This window comes from Bacteriovorax sp. HI3 (assembly GCF_059738875.1).
This window is the reverse complement of the sequence record NZ_AP026946.1, coordinates 2333786-2350055: the sequence shown is the minus strand read 5'-3', so window position 1 is coordinate 2350055 and position 16270 is coordinate 2333786. Positions and strand designations below refer to the sequence as shown.

General features: G+C 39.9%; 13 protein-coding genes. 8 read left to right on the top strand and 5 right to left on the bottom strand.

The genetic code is table 11. The features are described 5' to 3' along the window. Positions 1 to 134 precede the first annotated feature (134 nt). A complete protein-coding gene (locus tag AC6JA8_RS11520; protein ID WP_497973917.1) occupies positions 135 to 2153 on the bottom strand; it encodes a hypothetical protein in 2019 nt (672 codons plus the stop codon). A 60-nt stretch (positions 2154 to 2213) separates the two neighbouring features. Here AC6JA8_RS11520 and AC6JA8_RS11515 point away from each other — a divergent pair, with 60 nt between their 5' ends. Continuing rightward, positions 2214 to 3956, top strand: a complete 1743-nt coding sequence (locus AC6JA8_RS11515) for a DUF6178 family protein (RefSeq protein WP_497973916.1) — start codon at positions 2214 to 2216, stop codon at positions 3954 to 3956. Here the strand turns inward: AC6JA8_RS11515 and AC6JA8_RS11510 are convergent. Beyond that, positions 3953 to 4333: a hypothetical protein gene (locus AC6JA8_RS11510; protein WP_491636222.1), complete on the bottom strand. Its 381-nt coding sequence runs from the start codon at positions 4331 to 4333 to the stop codon at positions 3953 to 3955. The genes AC6JA8_RS11515 and AC6JA8_RS11510 overlap by 4 nt on opposite strands. A 7-nt stretch (positions 4334 to 4340) precedes the next feature. Beyond that, entirely contained in the window at positions 4341 to 4853 is a 513-nt protein-coding gene (locus AC6JA8_RS11505; protein WP_497973915.1) for a hypothetical protein, read from the bottom strand. Between the two features lie 189 nt (positions 4854 to 5042). Here AC6JA8_RS11505 and AC6JA8_RS11500 point away from each other — a divergent pair, with 189 nt between their 5' ends. From AC6JA8_RS11500 to AC6JA8_RS11490, 3 genes are all read left to right on the top strand, one after another. After that, positions 5043 to 5642: a hypothetical protein gene (locus AC6JA8_RS11500; RefSeq protein WP_497973914.1), complete on the top strand. Its 600-nt coding sequence runs from the start codon at positions 5043 to 5045 to the stop codon at positions 5640 to 5642. Positions 5643 to 5654: 12 nt separating this feature from the next. Then, the gene (locus tag AC6JA8_RS11495) at positions 5655 to 6689 is read left to right on the top strand and encodes a TadA family conjugal transfer-associated ATPase (RefSeq protein ID WP_497973913.1); all 1035 of its coding nucleotides are present in this window, start codon (positions 5655 to 5657) and stop codon (positions 6687 to 6689) included. 153 nt (positions 6690 to 6842) lie between these two features. Beyond that, positions 6843 to 7184 (top strand): hypothetical protein, encoded by a 342-nt coding sequence (locus tag AC6JA8_RS11490; RefSeq protein WP_497973912.1) that lies wholly within the window; start codon positions 6843 to 6845, stop codon positions 7182 to 7184. Here the strand turns inward: AC6JA8_RS11490 and deoC are convergent. Then, entirely contained in the window at positions 7181 to 7864 is a 684-nt protein-coding gene (gene deoC / locus AC6JA8_RS11485) for a deoxyribose-phosphate aldolase (RefSeq protein ID WP_497973911.1), read from the bottom strand. The genes AC6JA8_RS11490 and deoC overlap by 4 nt on opposite strands. A gap of 42 nt (positions 7865 to 7906) precedes the next feature. Between deoC and AC6JA8_RS11480 the strand changes: the two genes are divergently transcribed. Genes AC6JA8_RS11480 through AC6JA8_RS11465 form a run of 4 tightly spaced genes read left to right on the top strand, consistent with a single transcriptional unit; the run spans position 7907 to position 11658 of the window. Beyond that, positions 7907 to 8845 (top strand): sensor histidine kinase, encoded by a 939-nt coding sequence (locus AC6JA8_RS11480; protein WP_497973910.1) that lies wholly within the window; start codon positions 7907 to 7909, stop codon positions 8843 to 8845. 3 nt (positions 8846 to 8848) lie between these two features. Beyond that, the gene (locus AC6JA8_RS11475) at positions 8849 to 9619 is read left to right on the top strand and encodes a response regulator transcription factor (RefSeq protein ID WP_497973909.1); all 771 of its coding nucleotides are present in this window, start codon (positions 8849 to 8851) and stop codon (positions 9617 to 9619) included. 47 nt (positions 9620 to 9666) lie between these two features. Then, positions 9667 to 10434, top strand: coding sequence for an enoyl-ACP reductase FabI (locus AC6JA8_RS11470; RefSeq protein ID WP_102243955.1), 768 nt, complete (start codon positions 9667 to 9669; stop codon positions 10432 to 10434). 60 nt (positions 10435 to 10494) lie between these two features. Then, positions 10495 to 11658: a hypothetical protein gene (locus tag AC6JA8_RS11465; RefSeq protein WP_497973908.1), complete on the top strand. Its 1164-nt coding sequence runs from the start codon at positions 10495 to 10497 to the stop codon at positions 11656 to 11658. 437 nt (positions 11659 to 12095) lie between these two features. On the opposite strand, the gene AC6JA8_RS11460 is transcribed toward AC6JA8_RS11465, so the two are convergent. Further along, a complete protein-coding gene (locus AC6JA8_RS11460; protein WP_497973907.1) occupies positions 12096 to 16265 on the bottom strand; it encodes an RHS repeat-associated core domain-containing protein in 4170 nt (1389 codons plus the stop codon). Positions 16266 to 16270: the final 5 nt, after the last annotated feature.

Here is a 16270-nt window from a genome sequence, read left to right as displayed (position 1 = left end):
AGTCCTGCTTTTTATATTTGTCATGATATCGTCAGAGGAATGCTCCAACCTAAGAACATTCTTCGAATATGATAACAATCATACTTTTTGCCTATCATTAGATGTAATTGATTGAAATTTTAAGAAAGTTTTATTTAAACTTTTCCGCAATTTTTGGCAGCCTCGAGTGAAGCTTCGACGATTTCTTTGATTTTTTCCGGAGTGATTTTCCCGTCTTTTAAAAGCTCGAGGAATTTAATACGAGATGATTCTCCGGCCTTTGCCAGATAGAGAAGGAAGGTATCAAGTTTTTCCATACCAGCTTCGCCTAATACGCGCACGACATCTTTTACTCTTTTTGCCATCTGAGTTTGTCCCAGGTAACGCAGAATTTTTGTCGCTGCTTTGACTTGATCAGGGGAGATTTTAGCGTCCGACTTTAAGATACTAAAGAGTTTTCCGGCGCTGGCCAAACTTAAACCCACACTCGCTAGAGAAATACCAGCAGTCATGCGGGCGTCTTTAAATTCTACCAATGCATTTTTGGCCTCGATGATCGCAGTAGAGTCGCTATTTCGAGTTAAATACGCGGCCTCCAGGCGGTTCATTTCCTGGTACTGATCAAATGATTTTTTTCCGTAGTAGCCGGCACTGGCCAGCTCAACTGCACTTCCGGCAAGGGCAGTGTAACCCAGAATGCTTCCACCAATTGTTCCTGCGGCCACTCCGGCCGTCAGTGATCCAGTAATCATATAGGCCCCGGCCACAGTTCCCACACCGGTTAAAAGCAGAGCTCCCCCAATAACAGCTGTTCCAATGGCAAAATACTTATCAAAGTTCTCATCACTCACATCTTCTTTATTGATCTTATTGATTGAATCACACATCAGACCGGCGTACTCAGGTTTTTTCATCAGAAGTTGTCCGGCAGCAAAGGGGTTGATCTTTACCAGCTCAGCAATATCGTCTTCATCGGAAACGATTTTTCCCTTTGTTTTGGTGGCATCGTAGGCGATGTTGAGCGTATCGTGAGCTTGGGCCAGCATTTTACCTTCGGCCTCTTTAATGGCGTCTTTTACGTCGCTTGTTGCAATTTTTTTATGTGGGATAAACTGGAACTGTGTGGTTTTTTTATTTTTAGTCGTATCGTCGCTGTGAAAGCGCTTGATACTTCCAGCTTCATCTTTCATTGTTTTGGTTAAAAGCAGGGGACCAGCGTCTTTGGAAACTTCGGCCATGTACTGGTTGATGTATCCGTCAAAACCTTTTTTAGCATTTTCATCATTGGTCAAATCGGCCGAGTCATAAATGTAACCGACATCTTTTTTCACTTTGATTTTTGAGAGAGCAGAGTTCAATCGATCAATCGAAGCATTAAGGGATGTTGTCGCCGATTCAGGAGTCATTTTCCCTTTCGGGTCCTGCATTTTAGAAAAAGAAATCAAATCGTTTGCCAGCTCTTTTTTGAAGGCCGGGTCCATGTTTTTACAAACATCAGTACTTGAATAAAGACCTCTTCCCACCATTATTTTTTTCTGACAGACATCGCCGATGACGGTATCCATTTCTTTTTGTGATAGGTATCCAGCTTTCATAAAATCGGGATTAAATTTTTGCCTGAAGGCCATCAGTGACTTGGCCGTATTGGTGATAATTTGTTTTGAAAGTTGATTTTGAAAGTAGGGTTTAACCGTTGCTTTCATCGCTTTCATGACACCGTTATTAAAATCGAGAAAGCTTTTATTTGTGCTGTTTGAATTGGGAGGAAGACAGGGAAGGGCGGTATCTTCAAGTGTGTTTAGACTTTGAAAACTCGCACTTAAAACGCGCTCGTGCAGTTTTCTTTTTGCTTCTTTGTCTTTGACACATTTTTCAAAGTGATCTTTAACTGCAATAAAATTAGCGAGCATCTGCTGGTGTTTTTGTAACTCCATTCCGTCAGCAGAATTTAAATACGCACGATTTTTTGGATCGCCCATCATTTTGTAAGTCGCATCGAGAAGCGACTTGCCGTGTTTGGCAATTAACTCCATACTCCCCACGCCCGTTTTGATTTCACGGTGCTGGATCAGAAGATCGGCAAGGGGGTTAGAAACCAATGGCGCAGCAAATCCTTCACTCTGAAATAAGAGCAGAAACGTAAGAGTGAAAGTGAGTAGTTGCCGAATGATCATCCTATGGGTCTTTTCGGATTATTCCTTGAATTCCTCGAGGGCAAATGCTATAAAAAACCCATGAGCGAAACACCTAAAAAACCAAGTAAAAACGATCCCTTAACCATCCTAATGAAAGAGTCTGATGCCTACAATCACCTGGATCAGATTGAAAAGTACGTTGAAGGAGGCCAGGACCTCTCGGTTTTACCCGTCCAGCCAGTTTACCTGGCCCTAAGGAAATTACCTTTAGACAAGGTCGCTGAGTATCTTCCGAAATTCTCCAAAGAGCAGCGCGAAGTTTTTATGGACATCGATCTTTGGCAAAAAGATGAAATCGATGTGGAGCACTTCACGTATTGGTTACAAGCTTATTCCTTAGTGGAAGATGAAACAGTGAAAGCTGACTTTGTCACTAGCGAACAGTTCCTGCTATTTTTAAAAAGCCGCTTCAATGTCTGGAGCTTTGATGCCGAAGACCCAAATTACCCGGATCACGACAATTATTTTTTAACTGATGACAACCAACTTCTTTTTGAATTTGATGAGACATTCCCATACGTCGATGAAGTTCGCTCATTGATTCGCCATCTTTATTACGAATTGGGAGTGGAGAATGCTTATACATTCTTATTCAAGATGGTGTCTGATTCATTTTCTATTTTACAGGAAGAAGAGTATCAACTGCGCAAAGAGCGTATGAGAGATTATGGTTTTGTCGATTATATCGATGCGCTTGAAGCGGAAAATCCATTTATTAATATCGACTTCTTAAATCTTTTCATTCAGAAAAAAACGGCAGCGACTGGCAGAATTGATGAAGTTTCCAAGAATCAAAATCTGCACAATTCATCGCTGGTTGCTTTTAAAGATCACTTCAAAAAAGTCATCGATGAACTTTTAAAAGTTTCAGATCAAAAACGCGCAGACTTCTTGCAGTTTAATTTTGTCAGACTCATCAATGCCCGCCTTGAGTCCCAGGGTTCACTGAAAAAAGGTTCAGTGGCCATGACGAGAACTGGTTCACAGACAAAAAATCTTATTCTTCTTGGTTTTAATTACATCAAGTCGACAGACTTTTTAAAGGAAACACCAGAAGAAGGGCTCTTTACACTTTTTAGTTTCAGCGACCTTTATAAAATTGGAAACTCGCTGATCAAATTCAATTTAAAAGACTTAAAAAAGGCCCTGGCCACTCATGGCTTCGAAGGGGATAAAGAGGCATTCCTGGGAGACTACTGGAGTGATTTCCTGGATAACTCTTTTGATACTCCGACAAAATTCCATGCCCCAAAAGATGATTCTCCAAAAACAATTATCGAGTTTGAAGAGTATCAGATGTGGATCTATAAAACTAAAACCCTAATAGCGTTAATGCCATTTGCAAGCAAGTTCTATGAGACACTGACGACTCTAAAAGAAGAAGGGCGTTTAATGGACAGCTATTACTTAAACTACACTGTTGATGACATCAACTTTGAGTCGCTTTTATTAAGCAACTTTGCCAACTTCTACTTAAGTTCATTCAATGAAAATCCTTCGCAGAATAATGGAGCTAAACTGGGACTGACCGTTGATGAGTATAAAGCATTCTCTCAGGGAGTAGTGTCTCCTTCGGAAGGGAAGTTCATCCTGACGCCAGAACTCTTTAAAAAGATCCAGAAGTTCTCAGAGACTTATGGCCTTAACCAGGTGTTTGATTTCAATAATTACCTGCAGGACCTTCTCAAATCGCAGATGGAAGGCTACGACATTGATTCGATGTCGGATGAAGACTTTAAACACGTCGGTGGACCTATTATCCTGACGGTCGTTAAGCACTAAGCAAAATGTGAATTAATAAGCTGAGCGAGATTCTTCTGCAAAGGAGAGTCGAGCTTGGCCAGTTCCGTGCTCATCTTTTCTTTTAAGACTTTTTTCCTTTCCATTTGTAGCAGGATCAGTTTTTCAGTCTGAGAAAAATTCATTTTAAGCGGGATTTTTTTCGTAAGAAAAATCTCCAGCGCTGAAAGACGGTCGTTTTCCTGCTCCAGGAAATGCTGAAGTTCATATTGTTCGCCGACCTTGGCATTTTCGCGTTCTTTTCTTTCGTGGTCTTTGTACTCTTCACTTTTAACGTAGTCTTCAAAGACATCTTCAAAGCCTTTAAGGCCTGCCAGGACTTCTTTTGAGAGATTGGTGTTTCCGATTTTTTTACTCATTTATTTCCTACCTATCACGCCCTTTGGCCTTCGTGGGTTTTTCATAGAGCATGAAGTTTAGTGTTTCCAGAAAGTAGAGTTCTTTAGTCTCAACGTAGAGCTTTTTCTGGGCATCGGCAGAATCTTTCAGGTCCTGAGAGATTTTGTAGAGCTCGAGGTTTTTGATTTTATCAACTTTAAGTGAGAGCTTATTTAAGAGTTGAAGCTCTTTGTTGTTTGGTCTCTTAACTTTTTTAAAGTAATGCTCAGGTAGGTCTTTTACTGATCTGACAGAGGGGAAAAGACTCTTTACCGATTTGCTGGTGATGATATAAAGCGGGTAGGGAAAACGCGGATGAAGAGCGTTTTCTAAAATAACCTGTTCTAGGTTAATAATCACAGATTCTAGGTCGGCCGCTGCGTAGTTTGAGAGGTTGATATAGCAGGGAACCTTTCCAATTCTTGAGTCCTCGACCACTTCCTGTACGTCGGCAACTGAGGGGCCCTTGAGGAGGATTTCTTCAAAAATAGGGATTTTCATGGCACTTCCATTTCGTTATTGAGACTGCTCTTAACTCAGTATAAACTAAGTTGTAAGTGATCTCTAGAGAGAACAAATTCACGCAAGGATTGCATGATCAATTTCCCTTATGTTTCGCTGCCTGAGTATTATACTCGGTTGCTAGCAAGCAACATTCAAAACTCCACCGCGGCTAACACTAACCTCGAAATGTATATCAACGAGAACAAAGAGCTCAACGCTTTAGTTAAAAAAGTCTTTAAAGACATCGACCCCGATGGATTCCTGGGAAAAATTCTTTCGATCTCGGGCTGGACTGGAATCAGAAACCGCCTGGCCGCTGTGTTTTTAGAGCATGCGATGACGGGAAGATTTCCAGAGACTGCAAATTTAAATTTAGTTACCGATTTAATCAACGTCGAAAATAAACTCCGCCACTTTACACCTGCTGGATTTAACCGCGCTTTTCTTTTAGCTTTCTATGCCAAGATGTCTTTGATTCATATCAAGATGAGAAGTGACACCAGAGAGCTGACACCACTTTTAATTAAAGACGAGCACATTGAATACATGAAGCTTTCCAAAGCAAAATCAGTGCGCATTGATTGGCTGATGCTTCAGTTGATTCAGTTTGAACATTTCCTGGGGCAAGAGAGGCTCTTTACTCTGCTGCAAAGTGAGACGAGATACGCTTCACTTTTTTCTTTGCTTTCAAAAGATGAGCAGACTCAGATGATGAATAATTTTATGACTTACGGAGCTTCAATTAACGACTCCGATATTTTTACGACAGATGTTTCTACCCAATAGGAAAGGGCGATTATGAATAACAGTATCTGGAACTTAATCAACGATCTAAGCAAAAAAAACGGTATCACCGAGATCTTAATCAACGGGCCGAAAAATGTTTTCGTCGAAAGAGGCGGGCAGTTCATTCAAATCAATGCCAATCTTCCAGCTGCCGATATTAAGCAATTTATTAAAGATGTGGCCGACATGAACCAGAAGACGTGTGACGGCGACAATCCGATTCTCGACGGGAATCTTCCGGATGGATCGCGTATCAACATCATCAACGAGCCATTTGTTAACGGCTCACCGGCGATCTCAATTAGAAAGTATTTGAAATTTATTTCCAGCTTCGATTCTAATCAAGGTGTCTTTGGTCTTAGTCCTCATTGGGTCGAATTTTTAAGGGCCATCGTTCACTCGCGCTTAAATATCGTTGTTTCCGGAGGAACAGGTGTAGGGAAGACGACATTTTTAAATTTAATGATCAACGAAATCGCAAAACATGAAAGAGTGATCGCCATTGAAGATACGCCTGAACTAACAATCAATATGCCCAATGTGGTGAGACTTGAGTCTGGAGCGAAGGCCCTGATGTCGAAGTCAGCACTGAGCACCCGCGACCTGGTTAAAAACACTCTGCGTATGCGCCCGGATCGCATTATCATCGGTGAGACGCGCGGAGGAGAGCTCTTTGATTTACTGCAGGCGATGAACACTGGACACGATGGAAGTATGACTAGCGTGCACGCCAGCTCTGCCAGTGAATGTCTCTCAAGAATGGAGACACTCTTCTTACTTGCCGGGTTTGAAATCCCATTAACTGTCGTCAGAAAGCAGATGACGTCTGCTGTTCAATTCATCATTCAATTAGGCCGTGACAAAGAAGGCAATCGCGTGATCAACGAAATCATCGAAGTGTGTGGGATGGAGGGGCCAACAATGTTGGTTCAAACTATTGCCCGCAGAGAAGATGGCTTCCTGGTGTTTGAAGGGATTGCTCCTAAGTGTATGGAGAGGCTTAACCGCCAGGGCGGACTGCCACTTAACTTCTTTGAAAATATGTAGGAAAACATGTAGCCCATTTTTGTTGTCAAAAAAACAACTCGATTTAGCGGCCTAATCTTAAGGTCCCCCCTGCAAAAACAGCCACATATTTAATCCCCTGATAAGAGGAGTAAGATAAGTAAAATTTCTAAGACCTCGTAGGGAGAATAGCTTATGGCTTCAGTGGTGAAGATGGGCAGTGCCGTTTATTTAAAATTCAATCCAGACATGGATGAACTCTCAGATATGAAATTTACCTTTGAAAGAATTGGCGGAGAAGCTTTTGTGTTTGATCTCACATCACTTAAGAGTATGGGCCGTCATGCTCTCAATGAATTGATGAACTTCCAGGAAGAGGCGAGAAAAAAAGGGGATGTCTATATTCTTACTCCAGAGAGCAATATGCGTGAAGAACTCTTGAGTCTTCACGCGATTAAGGATTGTGAAATTTATAAAGATAGAAATGAAGTTCGCCAGGCCTTAAAAGAAAAGGCCAAGGGGCACTTTCCTATTTAATAGAAGTCTTGCGAGACAATTCCCTTAACGATCGACACACCTGCGCTTGTGCCTAAGCGGGTTGCCCCTGCTGCCAGCATTTTTTTGGCCGTTTCCAGGTCTCTGATTCCACCACTTGCTTTGACATTCACCGACGTTGAAACACTCTCACGCATCAGTTTAATGTCTTCTACGGTGGCACCACCGCCATTGAAGCCCGTCGATGTTTTGACAAAGTTTGCTCCGGCCTTCTCTGCGATCTGGCAGGCCTGGACTTTTTCTTCTTCAGTCAGAAGAGAGGTTTCGATAATCACTTTGACTACTTTTCCTTCGGCCGCATAAACGACTTCGCGGATATCTTCTTCAACTAATAAAAGTTTTTGTGATTTTAAGGCCCCGATGTTGATGACCATATCGATTTCATCGGCCCCGTCTTTAATTGCGTGAGCTGTCTCAAAGGCCTTGACGGCCGTAGAGCTTGCCCCCAGAGGGAAACCGATAACCGTACAAACCTGAACGCCTGTGCCTTTTAAAAGATCAGCACAAGTTGCCACGTAGGCCGGGTTCACGCAGACAGAAAAAAAGCGATATTGTTTAGCCTCATCGACTAGCGTGTGGATTTGAGCAAAAGTGGCATCTGGTTTTAGTAAAGTGTGGTCAATACTTTTTGCAATTGTGTCTTGAATGCTTGCTATTTCCATACGCTCCTTGCCTTATCATCTGTCTTCATTAACACTTTTAGTATGATTAAATCCCGGTGGTTTTACCATCCCTTATTTATTTTTATTTTCTCGCTTTTGGCCTTAGCGCTATCGCTGTTTTTGTACATTCGTTCGTACCTTCAGGTCAACGAGGCGCTTCAAGATGTGGTTATTAAATACAACCTTAATGCTAAGCAGATTTTCCAGAGCGAAACATGGGTATTGATCCTGACTCTTTCTCTGCTGGTATCAGTTATCCTCGCAGGACTTTTCATCATCTACATCTACTACCAAAAGATGATCCAGCTCTATAGATTGCAGCAAAACTTTATCAATGGTTTTACCCATGAACTAAAGACGCCGATTGCTTCATTGCAATTGTTCCTGGAGACTTTTTCCCGCCACGAGCTTGAGCGCCAGGAGCAGCTTCGTTACCTGGAATACATGAAGCGCGACACCAAACGTCTTTCAGACAACGTAAACCGCATCCTGCAATTGGGAAGACTGGAAGATAAAAACATCAAGGCCGACTTTAAAGATGAAGATCTCATTTCAGTGATTGGTCAGTTTATTAAAAACACGCCCCATCTTTTTGATGAAGGAAGAGTGGAGTTTGAAAGTGATGTAGAAAGTTATTTTATGCAAATCGACTTCGGTCTTTTTGAAATGCTTTTAATGAACCTGGTGACGAATGGTTTTATTTACAACAAGTCCCGTGAAAAATTAGTGCGTATCAAAGTCACGATGATTGAAAAAAGTTTAGTGATTGATGTCAGCGATAATGGGATTGGTTTAGAAAAAAGCGAACTTAAAAAAGTCTTTAAAAAGTTCTACCAGGTAGGAAGATCTACAAAGGGAAGCGGATTAGGGCTTTACATTGTCCAGAGTATCGTTAAACTCCACAAGGGCGAAATTACCGCTCACAGTGATGGGGTGGGCAAAGGAACAATCTTCAGGATTGTTTTTAAGGAAACGAAATAGGTTATGGCAGTCGTCACAAAAAATACTGGCAAAAAAATTCTTATCATCGAAGATGAAAAGCATATTGCTGAGGCCATTAAACTCAACCTGCGCATGCTGGGCCACGATGTCTTGCACGCTCTTAATGGGCTTGAGGGACTAAATTATTACGGAGAGTATGCTCCGGAGCTGGTCATTGTCGATTTGATGATGCCGGAAATTGATGGTTTTGGCGTGATCACTGAGATTAGAAAACGTGATCCGAAGATTCCTATCCTTGTTATTTCGGCCAAAGAGCAGGTTAAAGAAAAAATCAAATGCCTCTCTCTTGGAGTTGATGATTATCTTTCAAAACCTTTTGACCTGGATGAATTTCTTCTACGCGTAGACCGTCTTTTAACTCGCATGGAATGGAATACAGTTGCACCTGAGGAGCTGGCCAAACAAGAGGAAGATGAGATTGCCTTACTCGGCGAAAGCTATGAATTTGGTGATCACCAAGTAGACTTTAAAAACCTGAAGGCCCATTCATTTAAAAAATCTAGCCCACAAAATTTCGATTTAACTTTGCAGGAAATCAAGATCCTCAAAGTCTTTTTTGCTCACCCAAATATGCCCCTGACTCGCGAAGAGATTCTCGAGAAAGCTGTAGGCTATGACCGCGGCGTGAGTACCCGAACTTTAGACAATTTCATTGTGCGCTTTAGAAAGTACTTCGAGAGCGACCCTAAAGACCCGAAGTTCTTTAAAAGTGTGCGCTCAGTCGGCTATCTTTTTGACAGACAAGGCGAGTAAAGTTACTCTTTCCCCACTAAATTTTAGAGTTTAATTAGGAGTTAATGATGGGTCTTCTGACTGGAAAAAAAGCCTTAGTTTTAGGTATTGCAAACGATATGTCGATTGCATGGGGAATCACAAAAGCACTTAAAGCTGAAGGGGCGCAAGTGGCGCTTTCTTACTTAAACGAAAACCTACAAAAACGCGTTGAACCACTTGCTGCAGAAGTGGGCGCTGACTTTATTTTCGAAATGGACGTAACGATTGATGAGCACTACGAGCGCATCCAAAAAATCGTAGAAGAAAAATGGGGCAAGTTCGATATTCTTGTCCACTCACTCGCTTTCGGTGATAAAAATGACCTGAAAGGACGCTTCGTTGAAACGTCTCGCAACGGTTTTAAAATGGCCTGCGATATTTCAGCTTTCTCACTCATCGGTCTATGTAACGCTCTTAAAAACAATATGAACGACGACGCTTCAGTTATCGCTATGACATACCACGGATCTGTAAAGGTTCTTAAAGGGTACAACGTCATGGGTGTAGCAAAGGCGGCCCTTGAAGCTTCTACAAGATACCTGGCAGACGATCTTGGACCTCAAAATATTCGTGTAAACTGTATTTCAGCAGGACCAATCAGAACGCTTGCAGCTTCTGCAGTTCCTGGTCTAAAAGATTTCTTAAAAGTGATTGAAGAAAAAGCACCACTAAGAAAGAACGTTACTCAAGACGACGTTGGTGGAACAGCTGTGTACCTTGCTTCGAGATTATCTCACGGGGTAACAGGACAAGTTCTTTACGTTGATTCTGGTATCAATATCATGGCCCAATAATGATTTTTGGCCCCTTCTAAAGAAGGGGCCTTTTATTTTTAACTTCTCCTCTCAGGTTCTATGGCAAAAAAACAACTGCAATCAGGTCTGAAGCTTACAGGCATCGCACCCAATATTCTTTTAACCCACGTTCAAAACACGGCGCCTTTCTTATTCAACGGTGAAATCGACACTACCGGAAAAGAGCGCGCTTACTTAGCAAAGCTGGTTTTTTACAAAAAGAATTTAAACTCTCTAAAAAATATCGACCTGACAGAATACTTTCATATCTGTATGGCCGCTCACTGGAGTACAGCAGGAACATTTGTCCCAACCGACGTCGACAACCAAATCAGAAAAGGATTGTGGGAGCACGCTGAAATTAAAAAACACATCGAACGCATGGCCAAAATCACCATCGCATCGTGGACTTGGGACTACGAACAAGTCACTAATAGAAAGTCTTATAACCCGGAACGCGGCCAAGTCATGAGCACTCACGAAGGGACATGGCTTTCTGTGGCCATTGGTGGCTACTGCGCTCTAATGAGACACAAACACTTTGACCTGGCCCGCGAAATGGCCGACGTTATTCTTGCTGAAGCTGAAAAAGAAGAAAAACTTCTTTTAGAGTTAAGAGAAAAACGAGACCACGTAAACTTCTTAAGATCAACAGCGCTTATGGCCCACAACTTCGGCGACCTTGACCGTGTTATCGATCAATGGGAAATGCCAGAAGACGATCCCTTTAGAAAACGCATTTATAAATTAGGCCACAGACTCAATGAGGCCCAAGACCCGATCCTGGTTTATGCCGGACAGGTTAACAAAGCGTTTTTATCTGTAGAAAACCACCGTCACATGTCGATGAGACAACCAAAATGTCTTCGTCGCTCAAATAAATTCTTAATCCCGGTCGGTCCATTTATGGACAAGTGGGGAAGAGACTTAGGCGAAACCAAACTTTTAACTAATGATGAAAAAGGCGAAATCGTCTGCGCTTTCTTAGAAGGCTTCGGCCGTCAGGATGCGGCCCTAGGCTACGTGCGTGCTTACCACGGAATGATGAGCGTTCTTCCTCGCGGACTTGAAATCCTTGAACAAAACATTCCTTATGATGTTGTGGCCGAACTTAGAAACTCTCGCTTTGGGGAGCTTGCTAAAGTATCGGAAGAAGAGATGGTGACAAGTTATAAAAAACGCCTGGAAGAGTTTGTCTGCCCAATCACAAATTTGAAGTTCTAAATCATCTTTTTATTAGATTGCCGAACTCACGTTGGCTAATGGTAAACCCTAGTGAGATTTACCATTAGAAGAATTTTACCTGAAGGATGTAAGATCGTGTTATTGAAAAGATATTCATCGCAAATAATTTCAATCTTATTTGAGTAGTAATTGCAATAGTGGATAAGAATTAAAAAAAGTTGCAGGCATTAAGCAAATTAGAGACATAATATTTCCTATAACTATATTAGCATAATTTCCCGGTTCGACATTTTCGCCGAACCATTGAATTGAGTATATCTTTAAGTAAATATAGAAAGAACCTCCTATGGATAAAAAAATTGTCGCTAGATTGCCAAAAGTGTAAACATCAGACTTTATTACATTAAGTAAAAGTAGAATACAATGAATTGGAAGAATCCCGATATTTAAAAAAAATAAAGCAGTTATTATTTTTCTCATTCACAACTCTCTTTAATTTGCTTGTCCAAATCCTTTTCCCTATTCTTTAACTTATTAATAGTATTAAAAGTATCTGGATTTGCAAAAAATTGTAACGTTCCAGCAGTCTGCCCTAGAAGCATATTGGTCCCTGTTGTGAAGATATCAGTAATGGGACTTTCTTTCCGTACAGTTTGAAATGATTGTTCGAGGGTTTTGCCTTTGCTTAGTTCCATTATCAAGTTTGTTGTATCGTAAGCAATTTCATAAACCAAGGTTGGCATAACTAAAATGAGTACTGGATTTTTTCCATAAGGATCAGTGAATAGCAGAGGGCGATTGGAAACATATCGATATAAATTAGTATCGCCTCCTTTTAAGCCAATTGGATCTTTCGTAAGAAATCTTCCTGTATTAGGATCATAATTTCTAGCACGAAGGTAATATAGACCCGACTCTAAATCGAATTCGCGTCCAGTAAAGCCATAAGCCACAGGAGCTGAATTCTTATCAATGGTAAAGGCTTCCTGGTATTTATTATTTGTATTAATGTCACCAAAAGCTCCAAAGCTTTTCTGATCTACGCTTGGCAAGGAATTTATCACCGAACCTAAGTGATCTGTTATATAACTTTTAGCTGCAATGGATGTGACTTCGCCTAAGTGCTCATCAATATTTTGACCATCTACGTATTGAGTGATCTCACCATTGCCTTTCTTTGATAATAAAATATTTTCGCTATAAGCCAAATAGGAATATGATTGGGTGAAAGAGGTTATTTTATTATTTTTATTGATTTGTATGTTTTTAGCAACCCTTCTATTTAGAGCATCATAGTAGTAGGTGCTAAAAATTGAATCTTCATTGACGCCAATTGATAATTGGAATGTTGATAATTTATTATTTAAGTTATATTCAAAATCGTGCTGTAATTTTTTTTGTTCGTTGACAATTGTTGAAACATTTCCCAGGCCATCTAAATCATAAGCGTATATGGTACCAAACACGTGTGAATTTTTATAACCAGTGATTGAATCGTTTATAAAATCAATGAAACCATTGTAAGAGTCTTTAATTCTGTTTCCTGTTTGATCATAAAAAAACTCACGATTGTAGATTTGAGAGTTTTCACTAAGTAGCTGGTTAGATGAATCATATTTGTAATTACTTTTTATGTTTTCACGTTTAGATTCTGTGATGTTTCCGGAAAGGTCGTAATTTAGACTTTGTGAGATATTGTAAACGCTATTGGGTGTGATCAGATTCCTCCAATTTATATTAGTTATTCGACTTATTTGATCGAATGAGGTTGTCTGTGTAAAACCATCAGAATTTGTTACTTTGATTTTTCGTCCAAAATCATCATAGGATATATTACTTTCAAACTTCTTTGATCCATTTCCTATGAAATCGCCAGAGCTGATCTTCTCCAGTCTTCCAGCTAAATCATATTGAGAAGAGAGTAGTGTTGCACCGTTAATGCTTTTTAACGTTTTAATCTCTCCAGAAAAATCTCTTGTAATGACGAAATCATTTTCTATGAGACCTAACGGATTTTTAGAGTCTGTCGCTCTTGTTGAGTAGGCGATTACTTTAAATGGAGGAAGGTTCTCGTGTGTAAAACTAAGCTTTTGAACTTCGTTATCCGCTGTTTTTAAAAGATTCGCTTCAAGTATAGGGGCGTAAGTAAAACTAGAGGTTTTTGAGTCTTCAATAGTCCCGCTAACATTAATTTTTTGAATTGTTTTTTCAATAAGGCGATCGTGCAAATCATAGGTAAAGGTGGTTATAGTTTTCTTACCTAGTCCAGAGGCTAGGCTTTTCTCAACTTTTATTAAATTATCTCGGTTGTCATATGTGTAATAAACTTTTTCTCTGGCAGCTGTACTTATTCCTTTTTTATTTGTTAAGACTGTAGGGTTGTCCTGTTGAATCAAGTTTTTATTGCCATCGTACGAAAAGGTGGTTGTAGTACCTTTTGCATCTATAACTTTAATTAAATCCCCTCTAAGATTATATTCAAATTTCGTAGCATGGTTTTGAGCATCGATTTTTTTCACTAGTCTTTGCATTCTGTCATATATTAATACAGTCGTCTTTCCATCTGGCTCAATAACAGCAGAAGGTTTATCAATAACTAAATATGATGCTTTTCCAGCGTTATATTGAAATTGAGTTTTTCTTCCTAAGTTATCCGTAATTTGAATAAGCCTTCCTCTAATATCCCAAGCATATTTTGTAATTTCTTTATTTTTGATACCGACAACTTCTTTTATTAATAATCTTCCTAAAACATCATATGTGTTGTTAGTTGTTGGACCACTACTATCTTTTATCTGAATAATTCGATCATAATTGTCATAAGTAAAATTTAAGCGACGACCATTGGCGTATTGCCCGACTACGACCCTTCCTCGAATATCATATGATAACTTTAAGGGGTTTCGTGCATCGAATAGAATTGTCTTTAGCCCATAAGAGTTTGTTTGATCTGAATAAGTCGCGATACCATTGTTTGTTGTTACTATGTTTCCGAAATTGTCATATGTGTAGTTTAGAGATAAACCATCTTTTGATATTCCTAAGATATCTCCTGTTGATTGATCTAATGTAAAATATGTAGGAACTCCAGAAGGAGGCACGATTTCTATGGGCTTATTGAAGTTTAGATCGTAAGTAATGGTTGTCGGTTCAGAATCTTCGGGCCTCTGTATAGATGAAAGATTATCTTGGCTATCGTATTGATATTTTGTGACATAGCCTAGAGCATCCGTCTCATTTTCAACTAAATTTCTCAAGTTCCACTTTTTTTGTTCAATAGAACCATCAGGATTAATTGTTTTAACAAGTCGATAATTACTGTCAAATTCAAAATGAGTTACAGCACCATCAATCTCGGTAAGGGTAGTAGAGAGAACTCCATCATTTGAATTGTTGTAAGAAAAATATCTTGTTGCTTTTCCTGGTTCAGTTTCACTAATAGCGCGACCTTTTTCGTCATAAACGAAAGAAGTCGTTCTTTTTAACGGATCAGTGAATGATAGTAATAGTCCATCAAGATGGCCGATAATAGAGGATTGATAAGTATAGGATGTGACAAGACCATTAAAATCTTTAACAGTTAATAGATTGCCTTTTGAATCGTAAGTGTAGTTATAGCTAAGATTGTCTCTTTCTCTTAGGACTTGTCTGAGATAGTTGTTGGAATTATAAGAGAAAACAATTTTTCCAGCTAAGCCTGTTTCAACTGAGGAAAGCTGTCCTGCATTGTTGTATTGAAAAAATATTCTTTCTTTATGAGGGTCTGTAATTGTAACAATGCTACCGAATGGAGCAATATTAGTATTTTTTGTGAAGGTGAATTTAACTTTGTTTGCTTTAGTAAGTTCGTATCGATCAGAGAACTCTATCATAGAGCCAAAAAAACCAGGAGGGTTCTTATAAGAACCATCACTATTTTTTAAAAAAACATGAACTCCACCATTTTCGTCAGCCCAAAGGAGAATACTTACGTTATTTTCACTAGAAGGATATACTTTGGTTTGAAAGTTGTGAAACCAATGCTTACCAAGTCCATTACTTAATAAAATCGGCTGAGTCATATACGTTCGTCGAAAGTATAAGTCTGTTAATGTTGTTTTTCCCTTTAGGTGAAAATCGGTATCTTGATGCCACATAAGTCCTGTGGATACGTTTACTGGGTCACCACATGCTTTTTGTGAAGGACTGCATGAGTTCATTGGGCTACCGTTAACTACTGCAGGCAAACCGCTACTCGATGTAATTGTAAGACCGTCTGCAGAGACTTCAAATTCGTCCAGAACAGAATCATCTGTTGGATCAGGATTTGGATTTTCTGGAGTTTGGCATGGTCCAGCAGTTGCACAGACGTATCTATAATCAGTCGTATATAAATATTCTAATAATTCTTGGCCATTGGTGCCTGTTTTCCATGAATGGCTCACAACTGTACATAAAGGCTGATTATTTCCTCGGCAATAAAATGGCGAAATAGTTGCTTCGCACCACCATTCTGCACCGGCCTTTGCAGCTGCAAGAGTCGAGTAAGTCCCATCGGGAAAAACGTTGTTCTTATAGCACTCTTGAGTAGCATTTTTTCCAAATGCTTCAGAATTTATTAAGAAAATAAAAAAAAGTAGTGAAAAAATAATTTTATTATTCTGCATATACG

What these genes read in the sequence shown, in the direction of transcription:
- AC6JA8_RS11495 (WP_497973913.1), top strand. Translation starts at nt 5,655, where the DNA reads ATGAATAACAGTATCTGGAACTTAATCAACGATCTAAGCAAAAAAAAC.
- AC6JA8_RS11515 (WP_497973916.1), top strand. Translation starts at nt 2,214, where the DNA reads ATGAGCGAAACACCTAAAAAACCAAGTAAAAACGATCCCTTAACCATC.
- AC6JA8_RS11475 (WP_497973909.1), top strand. Translation starts at nt 8,849, where the DNA reads ATGGCAGTCGTCACAAAAAATACTGGCAAAAAAATTCTTATCATCGAA.
- AC6JA8_RS11520 (WP_497973917.1), bottom strand. Translation starts at nt 2,153, where the DNA reads ATGATCATTCGGCAACTACTCACTTTCACTCTTACGTTTCTGCTCTTA.
- AC6JA8_RS11500 (WP_497973914.1), top strand. Translation starts at nt 5,043, where the DNA reads ATGTATATCAACGAGAACAAAGAGCTCAACGCTTTAGTTAAAAAAGTC.
- AC6JA8_RS11470 (WP_102243955.1), top strand. Translation starts at nt 9,667, where the DNA reads ATGGGTCTTCTGACTGGAAAAAAAGCCTTAGTTTTAGGTATTGCAAAC.
- deoC (WP_497973911.1), bottom strand. Translation starts at nt 7,864, where the DNA reads ATGGAAATAGCAAGCATTCAAGACACAATTGCAAAAAGTATTGACCAC.
- AC6JA8_RS11480 (WP_497973910.1), top strand. Translation starts at nt 7,907, where the DNA reads ATGATTAAATCCCGGTGGTTTTACCATCCCTTATTTATTTTTATTTTC.
- AC6JA8_RS11460 (WP_497973907.1), bottom strand. Translation starts at nt 16,265, where the DNA reads ATGCAGAATAATAAAATTATTTTTTCACTACTTTTTTTTATTTTCTTA.
- AC6JA8_RS11510 (WP_491636222.1), bottom strand. Translation starts at nt 4,333, where the DNA reads ATGAGTAAAAAAATCGGAAACACCAATCTCTCAAAAGAAGTCCTGGCA.
- AC6JA8_RS11490 (WP_497973912.1), top strand. Translation starts at nt 6,843, where the DNA reads ATGGCTTCAGTGGTGAAGATGGGCAGTGCCGTTTATTTAAAATTCAAT.
- AC6JA8_RS11505 (WP_497973915.1), bottom strand. Translation starts at nt 4,853, where the DNA reads ATGAAAATCCCTATTTTTGAAGAAATCCTCCTCAAGGGCCCCTCAGTT.
- AC6JA8_RS11465 (WP_497973908.1), top strand. Translation starts at nt 10,495, where the DNA reads ATGGCAAAAAAACAACTGCAATCAGGTCTGAAGCTTACAGGCATCGCA.